Annotated in this window: 10 protein-coding genes; 2 read left to right on the top strand and 8 right to left on the bottom strand. The window is 72.2% G+C overall.

Features of this window, described 5'->3' with window-relative positions; all coding sequences use genetic code 11:
* Nucleotides 1–7: 7 nt before the first annotated feature.
* Complete coding sequence (locus tag OG309_RS02885) at nucleotides 8–811, bottom strand: VOC family protein (RefSeq protein WP_329418102.1); 804 nt, start codon at nucleotides 809–811, stop codon at nucleotides 8–10.
* A gap of 127 nt (nucleotides 812–938) precedes the next feature.
* The gene (locus OG309_RS02880; protein WP_329418101.1) at nucleotides 939–1,898 is read right to left on the bottom strand and encodes an endonuclease/exonuclease/phosphatase family protein; all 960 of its coding nucleotides are present in this window, start codon (nucleotides 1,896–1,898) and stop codon (nucleotides 939–941) included.
* A 123-nt stretch (nucleotides 1,899–2,021) separates the two neighbouring features.
* Here OG309_RS02880 and OG309_RS02875 point away from each other — a divergent pair, with 123 nt between their 5' ends.
* Nucleotides 2,022–2,939, top strand: a complete 918-nt coding sequence (locus OG309_RS02875; RefSeq protein ID WP_329418100.1) for a glutaminase — start codon at nucleotides 2,022–2,024, stop codon at nucleotides 2,937–2,939.
* A 65-nt stretch (nucleotides 2,940–3,004) separates the two neighbouring features.
* On the opposite strand, the gene OG309_RS02870 is transcribed toward OG309_RS02875, so the two are convergent.
* From OG309_RS02870 to OG309_RS02850, 5 genes are all read right to left on the bottom strand, one after another.
* Nucleotides 3,005–3,649 carry a maltokinase N-terminal cap-like domain-containing protein gene (locus OG309_RS02870; RefSeq protein WP_329418099.1) on the bottom strand — a complete coding sequence of 215 codons (645 nt, stop codon included), beginning with the start codon at nucleotides 3,647–3,649 and terminating at the stop codon, nucleotides 3,005–3,007.
* A gap of 76 nt (nucleotides 3,650–3,725) precedes the next feature.
* A complete protein-coding gene (locus tag OG309_RS02865; protein ID WP_329418098.1) occupies nucleotides 3,726–5,171 on the bottom strand; it encodes a GH1 family beta-glucosidase in 1,446 nt (481 codons plus the stop codon).
* A gap of 100 nt (nucleotides 5,172–5,271) precedes the next feature.
* Nucleotides 5,272–6,129, bottom strand: coding sequence for a carbohydrate ABC transporter permease (locus OG309_RS02860; RefSeq protein WP_329418097.1), 858 nt, complete (start codon nucleotides 6,127–6,129; stop codon nucleotides 5,272–5,274).
* A 3-nt stretch (nucleotides 6,130–6,132) separates the two neighbouring features.
* A complete protein-coding gene (locus OG309_RS02855; protein WP_329418096.1) occupies nucleotides 6,133–7,137 on the bottom strand; it encodes a carbohydrate ABC transporter permease in 1,005 nt (334 codons plus the stop codon).
* 77 nt (nucleotides 7,138–7,214) lie between these two features.
* Nucleotides 7,215–8,558, bottom strand: coding sequence for an ABC transporter substrate-binding protein (locus OG309_RS02850; protein ID WP_329418095.1), 1,344 nt, complete (start codon nucleotides 8,556–8,558; stop codon nucleotides 7,215–7,217).
* Between the two features lie 344 nt (nucleotides 8,559–8,902).
* On the opposite strand from OG309_RS02850, the gene OG309_RS02845 reads away from it, so the two are divergent.
* Nucleotides 8,903–9,967 carry a LacI family DNA-binding transcriptional regulator gene (locus OG309_RS02845; protein ID WP_329418093.1) on the top strand — a complete coding sequence of 355 codons (1,065 nt, stop codon included), beginning with the start codon at nucleotides 8,903–8,905 and terminating at the stop codon, nucleotides 9,965–9,967.
* A 327-nt stretch (nucleotides 9,968–10,294) separates the two neighbouring features.
* On the opposite strand, the gene OG309_RS02840 is transcribed toward OG309_RS02845, so the two are convergent.
* Nucleotides 10,295–12,043, bottom strand: a complete 1,749-nt coding sequence (locus OG309_RS02840) for a glycoside hydrolase family 6 protein (protein ID WP_329418090.1) — start codon at nucleotides 12,041–12,043, stop codon at nucleotides 10,295–10,297.
* Between the last annotated feature and the right edge of the window lie 9 nt (nucleotides 12,044–12,052).

Here is a 12,052-nt window from a genome sequence, read left to right as displayed (position 1 = left end):
GGCGACGTCACGGTGCCGGCGCCGCCGGGTTCTCGTCCAGGGTGAACAGGCCGCCCTGCGGGTCGCGTACGGTGGTCCGCCGGCCGGACAGGGCCCGCCAGCCGTCGTCGGCCTCGGGCACGAGGGAGCCGCCGTGGTCGAGGACCGCGGCGGTCGCCCGCTCCAGGTCCGGCACCCGGAAGTGGACCAGCCAGCGCGGGCGGCGCTGCGGCTGCTCGGCGGCGGCATCGGCCGGGCCGCTGTTCAGCCGGGCGACCGCGTCACCCTGGCGGCGCAGGACCACCTGGTCGTCCTCGTAGGACACCTCGAAGCGGTCCGCGCCGCCGTCGAGCCAGTCCAGCACCCCGCCGTAGAAGACGGCGGCGTCGAAGGCGTTGCGGGTGTGCAGCTCCAGCCAGGCGGGGGCGTGCTGCTCGCCCACCCGCCAGCGGGAGGAGACCCGGCCCTCCCAGACGCCGAAGGCCGCGCCCTCCAGGTCGGTGGCGAGTGCCGCCCGGCCGCGCGGCGGGAAGGCCACCGGGCCGACCCCGACGGTGCCGCCGCGCTCGCGGATGCGGGCCACCGCCGCGTCGGCGTCGGCGACCGCGAAGTAGGCCGTCCAGGCCACCGGCACCGCCATCCGGTCCACCACCTCGCCGATCCCGGCGACCGGTGTGCCGTCGCGCTCGCCGACGGAGAAGCCCTGGCCGAGGGGGCCGTGCCGGAAGGTCCAGCCGAGGACCGCCCCGTAGAACCGCTCGGCGGCTTCGAGGTCGCGTGCGGCCAGGCTCAGCCAGCACGGCGCTCCCGGCTCGTCCGCGGTCAGCGGCACCCGGCTCACCTCACTCTCGGTCCGTCCCCCCACGCCACCCTCGCCCGGACCTTCCGGCTTCGCCACTCGGTCGGGCCGGTACGTGGGAATCGGCGGGACGCCGGGCCGCCGCAGACGGGTGACACCGCTACCCGACCGTCACCGTACCGACGAGTATCCGGTGGTCGGAGCAGGCCGCGACGCCCGTGCAGCTCGTCGAGATCGCGAGCGAGTCCGCGCTGTACGGACCGGCCAGCGCGCTCTCCCGCACGAAGATGTGGTCGATCTTGGCGTTCCCGCCGCACGGGGGCGTCGTGCCGGGCGTGCCGTCGGCCGTCCACTCCCCGTACCCGGGGCAGTGGTCCGGGTCGTTGTCGTCGAGCTCCCGGTACCGGCCCGTGTTGTTCGAGTTGTTCGGGGTGTCCACGCTCGCGGAGTAGTACGAGTTCAGCCGGCCGTAGCTCGGCTGGGCGTTGAAGTCGCCCGCGATCAGCGTCGTCTCCCCGGCCGCGTCGTACTCCTCCAGCTTCTGCCGCACGAACTCCAGCTGGGCCACGTTGAACGACTGGCTCGTCGTGATGTGCGTCGTGCAGAACCGCGTGGCCGTGCCGTCGGTCAGCGGCGCGCACAGCAGGTTGCGCTTCTCGGCCGTCCCGTCGTCCGGCAGCGCGATGCGGGCCGCGCCGCCCAGCGGGCGCTTGCTGAACAGCGCGTTCCCGAACGCCTCGCCCTTGCACACCGAGGCGTTGCCCGCCGGGCGGCTCGGCTCGAACCGGGCGAAGTTCTGCGCGTTCTGCGGCCAGCCCTTGGCCCGCAGCTCCTCCACCAGGGCGCTGTACTGCCCCTGACACAGCTCGTTGAAGGCCGCGAAGTCGGCCGAGCGGCTGACCACGGACGCGGCCGCCTGCGTGACCATGCCGTCGGTCGTGGAACCGTCGTGGATCGTGTTCCCCGCCACGTTCCACTGCCAGACCGTGTACGTGCGCGGGGCCGGGGTCTCCGCCTGGGCCGCCGTCGCCGGAAGCAGCACGGAGGCCAGTGCCCCCGCCAGCGCCAGCCGCAGGCCTCGGCGCCGTACGGCCGGAGCGCGTCTCGTGGAACCGCCCATGATGGAACTCCCCCTCCTGTGACCGGCCACGTCGCGGCCGGGCGCCGCTCCGAGCGGCATCGGGAACGATCATAGGCGGGGGTACCGACAGCGCCCGGGGGCCGCCCGGCGCATGATGTGATCATGCTGTTGACGTTCGCACCCGTCCTGGACCGGATCGCCGAGGAGATCACGGGCCTCACCGACCGCGGCCGGCCCGCCGACTACATCCCCGCGCTGGCCTCAGCCGACCCGCACCGCTTCGGGATGGCCGTCGCCGAACTCGACGGGACCGTGTACGGCGTGGGGGAGTGGCAGCAGCCCTTCTCCACCCAGTCCGTCACCAAGGTCTTCACCCTCGCCCTCGCGCTGGCCCGCAAGGGCGACCCGCTCTGGGACCACGTCGGCAGGGAACCCTCCGGCAACCCGTTCAACTCGCTCGTCCAGCTGGAGTACGAGAACGGCATCCCGCGCAACCCGTTCATCAACGCGGGCGCCCTCGTCGTCACCGACCAGCTCCACCGGATGACCGGCGACGCCTCCGGCGTCCTCCTCGACTTCCTGCGCGCCGAGAGCGGCAACCACGACCTCGACTTCGACCGCGACGTCGCCGCGTCCGAGACCGCGCACGGCGACCGCAACGCCGCCCTCGCCCACTTCATGGCGAGCTACGACAACATCGCCAACCCCGTGCCGACCCTGCTGCGCGAGTACTTCCGCCAGTGCTCCGTCGAGGCCTCCTGCGCCGACCTGGCACTCGCCACCGGCTTCCTCGCCCGCCACGGCATCCGCGCCGACGGCTCCCGGCTGCTCACCCGCAGCCAGGCCAAGCAGGTCAACGCCGTCATGCTCACCTGCGGCACCTACGACGCCGCCGGCGACTTCGCGTACCGGGTCGGACTGCCCGGCAAGAGCGGCGTCGGCGGCGCCATCATCGCCGTCGTCCCGGGCCGCTGCACCCTCTGTGTGTGGAGCCCCGGCCTCGACGAGCGCGGCAACTCCGTCGCCGGAGTCGCCGCGCTCGACCGCTTCACCACCATCACCGGCCTGTCCGTCTTCTGACCGCGAAGCGGCCGGCCGAGCCCGACGAGGCCGGCGGAACCGACCGGACGCCGGCCGGCTGCCCGTCAGGCCGCGTCGAACACCACGACGTACGCGCCGCGCAGCTCCTCGCCGTCCGGCAGGTGCCAGCCGGCCGTCACCTCGCCCCGCGACCCGGACACCTTGGGATCGAGGACCCGCACGACCCGCAGCAGCGGCGCGCCCGCGCCGAGCCGCACGTCGGTGCCGTACGCCCCGTCCTCGACGCCCGGTGCGGCGCTCGTGTCCCAGGTGCCCGACCCGTCGAAGGAGGCCGCGACGGTCGGGTCCGGGACGTCGGTCAGGCTCTGCGCCTGCGGGACCGACCGGCCTTCGAGCAGGGCCGTCAACTCGCCCAGCAGGACCGGGTCGTGCGCCCCGTCGTACACCCACCGGGTGCCCAGCACACCGTGCTCGGACGTCCCGATCAGCGCGCCCTCCGCGCCCTCCAGCGGCGCCCCCCGATAGGTCAGCGGCAGCAGATAGGCGTGGGTCTCCTCGCCCGAGGAGTCGGCGACCACCATGAACTCGATGCCCACCTCGCCCTCCGGGTCGTCGAGACGGAAGCCGCCCGCCTTCTCCAGTACGGGCACGGCCCCCTCGCGGCCCAGGTACCAGGGCCGCGTCGGGAGCCAGCTCTCCAGGAGCTCCAGCTTGGTCGGCTGCATCGTGGTCTTGTGAATGACGGCCATTCCTCGTGCACTTCCTCCGAGACGATACGGTTCCGGGCGTGCGCCCCCGCTCCGAACCGTACCTCTCGCGCCGGACTCAGCCCTCCGCGCCCGGCGCGAGCAGTTCCCCGGAGCGGGCCACCCGCGCGTACCAGCGGGCGCTGGACTTCGGCGTCCTGCGCAGCGTCCCGTAGTCGACGTGCACCGCGCCGAACCGCTTCGCGTAGCCGTACGCCCACTCGAAGTTGTCGAGCAGCGACCACAGGAAGTACCCGGCCACCTCGGCCCCGTCCGTCACCGCCCGGTGCACCGCCCGCAGATGGGCGTGGACGTACGCCGTGCGCTCCGGGTCGTGCACCGAGCCGTCCGGGCCGACCACGTCCTCGTAGGCGGCACCGTTCTCGCTGACCACCAGCGGCAGTCCCGGGTAGCGCTCCGAGACCCGGGTGAGCAGGTCGTAGAGCCCGTCCGGGTCCACGGGCCAGCCCATCGCCGTGCGCTCGCCGTCCGCCTGGTGGAAGGCGACGTCGTCGGCGCCCGGCCAGGGGGAGTGCGCGCTGTTGCCGTGCCCGTCGTCCTGCGGCTTCTCCTCGCCCTCGGCGACCCGCGAGACCACCGTCGGCGTGTAGTAGTTGATGCCCAGCCAGTCCAGCGGCTGCCCGGCCGTCGCCGTGTCCCCGTCCCGGACGAACGCCCAGTCGGTCAGGCGCGCCGTGTCGGCGAACAGCTCCTCGGGGTAGGCGCCGTCCAGCATCGGGCCCAGCCACACCCCGTTGCCGACGGTGTCGATCCGACGGGCCGCCTCCCGGTCCGCGGCCGACGGCGTCAGCGGGCGCACCTCGTGCAGGTTGAGCGAGACCGCCAGCTTCGCCCCGGCCGGCAGCGCCGACCGCAGCGCCTGTACGGCGAGCCCGTGCCCCAGGTTGAGGTGGTGGGCGGCCCGCAGCGCGGCCACCGGGTCGGTGCGGCCCGGGGCGTGCACGCCGGAACCGTAGCCCAGGAAGGCCGAGCACCAGGGTTCGTTGAGCGTGGTCCATCGGGTGACCCGGTCGCCCAGGGCGTCGGCCATCAGACCCGCGTACGCGGCGAAGCGCTCCGCCGTCGCCCGCTCCGGCCAGCCCCCCGCGTCCTCCAGCTCCTGCGGCAGGTCCCAGTGGTACAGCGTGAGCGCCGGTTCGATCCCCGCCGCGAGCAGCTCGTCGACGAGCCGCCGGTAGAAGTCGAGGCCCTTCTGGACGGCCGGACCCCGCCCGGTCGGCTGGACCCGCGACCAGGAGACGGAGAACCGGTAGGCGTTCAGACCGAGTTCGCCCATCAGCCGGACGTCCTCGCGGAAGCGGTGGTAGTGGTCGACGGCCACATCGCCGGTGTGGCCCTGGAAGACCTTCCCCGGGGTGTGCGAGAAGGTGTCCCAGATGGACGGTGTGCGCCCGTCCTCGGCCGCCGCGCCCTCGATCTGGTACGCGGCGGTGGCGGCGCCCCACAGGAAGTCGGACGGGAATCGGCGGACGGCGGTGAGCGGCCGGGTCTCGGACGCGGTCATAGGAGAGCGCTCCCAACGCAGAGGACGACAAGAGGAACGGAGAAGGCGAGGAACGGAGAAAGCGAGGGACGGGGGAGATGAGGGGCGCGATGGGGCGGGGTCAGCTCTTGACCGCGCCCGCGGTGATCCCGCCGACGATGTGCTTGCCGAGCACGGCGAACACCAGCAGCAGCGGCACCGTGGAGATCAGGGCGCCGGTCAGCACCACGGCCTGGTCGACCGTGTGGTTGCCCGCGCCCAGCCCGGCGAGCGCCACCTGGAGGGTGGGGCTGCCATCCGGGGTGAGCGCGATGAACGGCCAGAAGAAGTCGTTCCACGCCTGCACGAACACCAGCATGCCGAGCACGGCCATCGCGGGCCGGGCCACCGGGAAGACCACGTGCCAGACGATGCGCAGCGAGTGCGCGCCGTCCATCCGGGCCGCCTCGACCAGCTCGACGGGCAGCGCCTCGACGAGGTACTGGCGCATGAAGAACACGCCGAACGCGGCCACCAGCGAGGGCAGGACCACCGACTGGAGCTGGTCGACCCAGCCCAGGTCGGTGATGATCCGGTACAGCGGGATCACGCTGAGCTGCGGTGGAACGGTCATCGTCGCCACGACCAGCGTCAACAGGGCGCCCCGCCCCTTGAAGCGCAGCTTGGCGAAGGCGAAACCGGCGAGCGTGGCGAACAGGACCGTCGACAGGGCGACGAGCGAGGCGACCACCGTCGTGTTGACCAGGGCCTCGCCCATGTCGACCTGGTTCCAGGCGAAGGACAGGTTGTCGAAGAGGCGCGGCCCGGGCAGCAGCGGCGCGGGGGCCTCCACCACCCGCTCGCCGCTGTGCGAGGCGGCGACGAGGTTCCAGTAGAGGGGGAAGAGCGAGAACAGCGCGGCGACGCCGAGCAGGACGTAGGTCAGCGGACCCGCGTGGTGCTGCCGGCCGGCCGACTGCCTCAGGAGAGTACGGGCCATGGGTCAGCCCCCCAGCTTCTTGCGTTGCGAACGGGCGACGAGCGACTGGACGCCGCCGACGAGCAGGAGCAGCAGCAGCATCACCCAGGCGATGGCGGAGGCCTGGCCCAGGGCGCCGGTGACCCAGCCCTTCTCGTACATGAGCAGGCTGAGCGTCTGGAACTGGTTGCCGCTGCCGCCCGAGATGCCGACGCTGCCGCCGTAGAGCATCGGCTCGCCGAACAGCTGGGTGGCACCGATGGTGGAGACGATGACGGTGAAGAGGATGGTGGGCCGGATCGAGGGGATCGTCACGCTCAGGAACTGGCGCCAGCGCGAGGCCCCGTCGAGGGCCGCCGCCTCGTACAGGTCCTGCGGGACCGCCTGCATGGCGGCCAGGTAGATCAGGGCGTTGTAGCCGGTCCAGCGCCAGATCACGATCGTCGAGATGGCGATCTGCGCGGGCCACTTCGACGCCTCCCAGTCGACCGGGTCGAAGCCCACCCAGCCGAGGGCCGAGTTGATGAGCCCGTAGTCGGTGTTGAAGAGCTGGGCGAAGACCAGGGTGGCCGCCGCGATCGAGGTCGCGTAGGGGGCGAGGACGGCGACCCGGAAGAAACCGCGGCCGCGCAGGCGGTAGTTGAGCAGGTGGGCGAGTCCCAGGGCCATGAGCAGCTGGGGGACGGTCGAGATCAGCCCGATGGTGAAGGTGTTGGCCAGCGCGTTCCAGAAGAACTCGCTGGTGGCCAGGTCGGTGTAGTTCTCCAGGCCCTTCCACCGCGGATCGCCGCCGAGCTCGACCCGGTTGAGCGAGAGCCAGCCCGTGTAGAGCAGGGGGAAGAGGCCGAAGGCGGCGAAGGTCAGGAAGAAGGGGGCGACGAAGAGGTACGGGGTCGCCTTCAGGTCCCAGCGGTAGAGCCGGGCACGGCGGGCGGAGCCGGAACGGGCGGCGTCCGGGCGCGGGGTGGGGGAGGGCGGTGCGTCGGGCGACGACGAGCCGCCGTTCCTCGCCCGTACGGAGGTGGCCACGAGGGCGTCCTTCCAGGTCGGAGCGTACGGGGGGGCGGATGGCGGCGACCCGGAGGCGGGCCGCCGCGCGCCTCCCGCTACTGGGCGATCTTGTCCTCGGCCAGCTTCCTGACGTTCTCCCAGGCCTTCGCCGGGTCCGTGCCGCGCTGCTCGATGTCGAGGATGCCGTTGTCGGTGAGGAAGGTCTTCATCTGCCCGTCCCAGCGGCTGATCGGCGCCGGGCGGATGTTCGCGGCCGCGGCGGCGAAGATCTCACCGACCGGGGTGTCGCCGAAGTAGGGCAGCTTGGCGCCCACCACCGCGGCCGAGGACAGGGTGTCCTTGGTCGACGGGATGTTGCCGTTCACGGCGAAGACCTTGGCGTGCTGGGCCGGGGCGGTGAGCCAGGCGGCCAGCTCCGCGGCCTCCTTGGCGTGCTTGCCCGACTTGGGGACGGCGAGGAAGGAGCCGCCCCAGTTGCCGGCCACGGGCGGCGCGGCGATGTCCCACTTCCCCTGGTTGCCGGCGCCCGCCTGGTCCTTGATGATGCCGGTCATCCAGCTGGGGCAGGCGACCGTCGCGAACTTCGAGTTCTTGAACGCGGCGTTCCAGGTGCCCTTCTCGTCGAACTGGCGCAGCTTGGCGGTGAGTCCACCGCGCGCCGCCGCGACGGCGGTGTCCCAGGCCTTCTTCACGCCGGGACTGTCCTCCCAGGCGAGCTGCCCGCTCGTGTTCGCGTACTGCTCCGGCTCGCTGGAGATGACGGCGTTGAACAGACCGCTCGCGGAGTCGTGGAAGGAGGTGCCGGCGGGGGCGTTCTTCTGGTACGTCCGACCGGTCTCCAGGAACTTCGACCAGTCCCCGGTCCAGAGCCTGCCGACCTCGGTGCGCTCGGTGGGCAGCTTGGCCTGGGCGAAGAGCTCCTTGTTGTAGCAGATGGCCATGGGGCCGATGTCGGTGCCGAGGCCGATGACCTTGCCGTCGGCGGTGGTGGCCTGCTTGACCTTCCAGTCGAGGAAGGCTCCCAGGTCCGCGCCGCCGCTCTTGGACAGGTCCACCCACTTGTCCGCCATCGAGGAGCCGGTGGCCTCGGCTATGTAGCCGACCTCGACGGCCTGGATGTCGGCGAGGCCGCTGTTGCGGGAGAGGCGCAGCTTGAGCGTGTCCCAGTACTTCTGGCCGTCGGCCACGTTCGACTCGACGATCTTGATTCCGGGGTGCGCCTTCTCGTACTCGGCGTACAGCTTGGCGCCCGTCTTGTCGTCGTAGCCGAACGAACCGAAGGTGCCGATCCGCAGCGTGATGGTCCCGTCGTCGGCGGCGTCCGCCCCGTCGCCGCCGCAACCGGTGAGCAGGGCCGTGCCGGCCGCCAGGGCGGTGACGGCCGCGAGCACGGTTCGGCGTGTGCGGCCGGGCGTCCGTCTGCTGCTGGAAGTGCGCATTCCACTCTCCTCGTCCAAGGTGGTGCTCGTTGTGCGCCAGGGGGTCCGGACGGCTCTCACGGCTCGGCTCGGGCGGTCGGGACCGGTCACGACGTCGGTGCGGTCGGACAGGCAGCGTCCTGAGCGCCCCTGGGTGGGAGCGCTCCCACGTCGTCGTTGCCGGAAGGTTCCTGCCTCCCGGGTGCCGGTGTCAAGACATGAACGCGGATTCGTCGCCGGGCGGGGGCCGACGGGGCCTGTGCCGGGAATCCGCTAATGTGGGAGCGCTCCCATCGTTCGGGTACCGAACGGCGCCCGATTCTGACGGGAGCGCCGATCGTGGCCTATCTTGACCAGATCGGCGGATGGGCCGAGGCCCGCACGAGGGGAGTACGAAGGTCGTGAACGGACGGCAGAGTGGCAGGCCCACGCTGGAGGAGGTCGCCGCCAGGGCCGGGGTCGGCCGGGGCACCGTCTCCCGGGTGATCAACGGCTCGCCGCGGGTCAGCGAACAGGCCCGCCAGGCCGTCCACCGGGCCATCGAGGAACTCGGCTACGTGCCCAACCAGGCCGCCCGCGCCCTCGCCGGCAGCCGCACCGACGCCATCGCCCTGGTCATCCCCGAGACCGAGGCCCGGCTCTTCGCCGAGCCCTACTTCCTCGACATCATCCGCGGGGTCAGCGCCGAACTCGGCGAGGCCGACAAGCAGTTGCTGCTCACCCTGGTCCGCACCGAGCGGGAGCGGCAGCGCTTCGAGCAGTACCTCGCCGCCCAGCGGGTGGACGGCGTGCTGCTCACCTCCGTGCACGCCGACGACCCGCTGCCCGACCTCGTCCGCGAGCTCGGCCTCCCGGTCGTCCTGGGCGGCCGGCGCACCGCCGACGAGTCCGCTGCCTACGTCGACTCCGACAACACGGGCGCGGGCCGGGCCGCCGTCGCCCACCTCGCCGCGCGCGGCCGCCGCAGGATCGCCACCATCACCGGCCCCCTCGACATGTACGCGGCCAAGGCCCGCCTCGACGGCTACCGCGAGGGCATCGCCGCGGCCGGCCTCGAACCCGACGAACTCCTCGTCTCCACCGGTGACTTCACCGAGGACGGCGGCCGCAGGGCCATGCGCGAACTGCTCGCCCGCAGCCCCGGCCTGGACGCCGTCTTCGCCGCCTCCGACGTCATGGCGGCCGGTGCGCGCGGCGTGCTCCGCGAGGCGGGCCGCCGCGTCCCCGAGGACGTCGCCCTGGTCGGCGTGGACGACTCGGCCGTGGCCCGCCTGATGGACCCGCCGCTGACCAGCGTGCGCCAGCCCATCGAGGAGATGGGCCGGACCATGGCCCGCATGGTGCTCGACCGGATCGCCGGCCCGGCGGAGGCGGCGGAGCCCCAGCGGCGCGTGCTGCCGACGACGTTGGTGCTGCGGGACTCGTCCTGACGACGACGTGCGGCTCGACCCGGCACCCACCCCGTCGAGAACGGTTCCGTCACCGTCTCCGGCAGCCATGAGGCCGAAGGCCGGAGCAAGAACGCCCGCACCGACGGCCGCCGTTCCCCGCTCACGGGCACCAAGGGCTGGACCAGCATCGATCGGCGCCGGCTGACGTCCTGATCGTGGCCAAGGCCCCGACCCGGCGACGAGCCGGGCCGGGGCCCCACATCAACGTCCGCTCCTCGGCAGCCGCGAGGCGGGGGCGCGTCCGGGAGGACGCCCGAGCCGGAGCCCCGAGGGGTTCCGGCCCGCCCCGGTCGGCTCAGCCGTGCGTCACAGCGCCGGGTACGCGTTCTTCAGGAGCTCCTGGAACTGGGCCGAGAACCACTGGCCGGACAGCGGCGCGTCCGGCAGTGCCCCGGACATGCTGTTGCCGTTGCGGGTGTTGCCGGTGTACGTCGGGTCGCACATCCGGTCGAAGCCCTTGCCCTCGTTGTTGGGGATCTCCTTGCTCGCCCCGTCGGACTCGCCCGGCGGCTTCATCCAGACGTACGCGTCGATGCCGGCCGCCGGAGCCGCCTGGGGGCGTTCGCCGAGGCCCGCGCCCGACTGGTTGCACCAGTTGCCGAGGTGGATGCGCCGGTCGTAACGGCCGCCGTTCACGTAGGTGTCGACGTTCGTGCCGGCGCCGGGGCCGCTGGGCCGTGCGGTGCCGCCCCAGCCGTTGCGGGAGGTGTCGATCAGCATGCCGATCTTCGGGTCGAAGCCGAGGGAGACCAGCTTGTCCCGCATGGCCTGCGCGTACGACAGCTCGTCGGTGTAGCGGTTCCAGTCGACCCACTTCGACTGGCGCACCGAGACCCCGTTCACGGAGTCGCCGATCGCGAAGTGGTCCTCCTTCAGGGCGCTGTAGTTGGCCGTGTTCACGATGAAGCCCTGCACATTGGCGACGGTCGAGCCCTCGGCCGTCGCGGCCGTCTTGAACAGGTCGGCGGAGGCGCCGAAGTTGTCGTCCCAGCCGAGCCAGCCGTGGTGCCCCGCGTCCACGTAGTTGTAGACGTTGGCGATCGAACCCAGCTTGTTCAGGGCGTAGCCGACGCCCTTGACGTAGTTGCCGTTGGCCTTCATCACGTCGCAGTTCGCGGTCGCGGTCGGGCGGCCGGAGACGTTGGTGACGAGGTTGGGCAGCGAGTCGATCTCGACCGTGGTCACGATCCGCAGGCCCGCGTACTTGGCGTCGCCGAGGATCGCCGCGATCGGGTCGATGTACTGGGTCTTGTACTTGTCGATCTCCGTCGGCCCGAGCTCGCCGTTGGAGGCGAGGGCCGCGCAGTCGCGGCCGGGCAGGTTGTAGATCACCAGCTGGACGACGAGCTCGCCGGAGCCCTTCTGCTTCAGCGCCTCGTCGAGGTGGGCGCGCAGGCCCATGGAGGTCGAGGAGCCGTTGACGGCGGCGATCCGGTCCAGCCAGACGCCCGTGGGCTGGTTCGACACCTTGGTGCCGCCCGGTTCGGCCGCCGCCTTGGCGGACCACTCGGGGTTCACGTACACCTTGGCGCCGGCGTAGGGGTTGTCGGCCTTCGTCCCGGCGGGCGGGGTCGTCGGTGGCGTGGTGGGCGGTGTGGTCGGCGGGGTCGTCGGGGGTGTGGTGGGCGGCGTCGCGCCGTTGCAGACGACGCCGTTCAGCGTGAAGACCGTCGGCACGGCGTTGGTCCCGCTGTAGGAGCCGTTGAATCCGAAGGACGTCGACCCGCCCGTGGCCAGGGTGCCGTTGTAGGAGGCGTTCTTCGCGGTGACGGCTGCGCCGGACTGGGTGAGCGCGGCGTTCCAGCCCTGGGTGACCTTCTGGTCGCCGCCGAAGGACCACTCCAGGGTCCAGGCGGAGACCGGGTCGCCGGTGTTGGTGACGGTCACGTTGGCGCCGAAGCCGGTGTTCCACTGGCTGGAGATCTGGTAGTCGACCCGGCAGCCCGGGGTGGCGGCCCCGGCGGTGGCCGTGCCGATCACGGTGGCGGTGGCGCCGGTCGCCGTGATCAGGCCGAGGGCCGCGAGCAGGGCGGTACGGCTGGTTGAGCGGCTCATGGAGAAGAG

Source organism: Streptomyces sp. NBC_01268, from assembly GCF_036240795.1.
In the GTDB taxonomy this organism is placed as follows: domain Bacteria; phylum Actinomycetota; class Actinomycetes; order Streptomycetales; family Streptomycetaceae; genus Streptomyces.
Note: the sequence above shows the minus strand (reverse complement) of the source record. Positions and strands in the feature narration are given on the sequence as shown.

Coding starts and splice junctions, on each gene's coding strand:
- OG309_RS02860 (WP_329418097.1), bottom strand. CDS start 6,129: ATGGCCCGTACTCTCCTGAGGCAGTCGGCCGGCCGGCAGCACCACGCG.
- OG309_RS02840 (WP_329418090.1), bottom strand. CDS start 12,043: ATGAGCCGCTCAACCAGCCGTACCGCCCTGCTCGCGGCCCTCGGCCTG.
- OG309_RS02880 (WP_329418101.1), bottom strand. CDS start 1,898: ATGGGCGGTTCCACGAGACGCGCTCCGGCCGTACGGCGCCGAGGCCTG.
- OG309_RS02875 (WP_329418100.1), top strand. CDS start 2,022: ATGCTGTTGACGTTCGCACCCGTCCTGGACCGGATCGCCGAGGAGATC.
- OG309_RS02850 (WP_329418095.1), bottom strand. CDS start 8,558: ATGCGCACTTCCAGCAGCAGACGGACGCCCGGCCGCACACGCCGAACC.
- OG309_RS02845 (WP_329418093.1), top strand. CDS start 8,903: ATGGGCCGAGGCCCGCACGAGGGGAGTACGAAGGTCGTGAACGGACGG.
- OG309_RS02870 (WP_329418099.1), bottom strand. CDS start 3,649: ATGGCCGTCATTCACAAGACCACGATGCAGCCGACCAAGCTGGAGCTC.
- OG309_RS02865 (WP_329418098.1), bottom strand. CDS start 5,171: ATGACCGCGTCCGAGACCCGGCCGCTCACCGCCGTCCGCCGATTCCCG.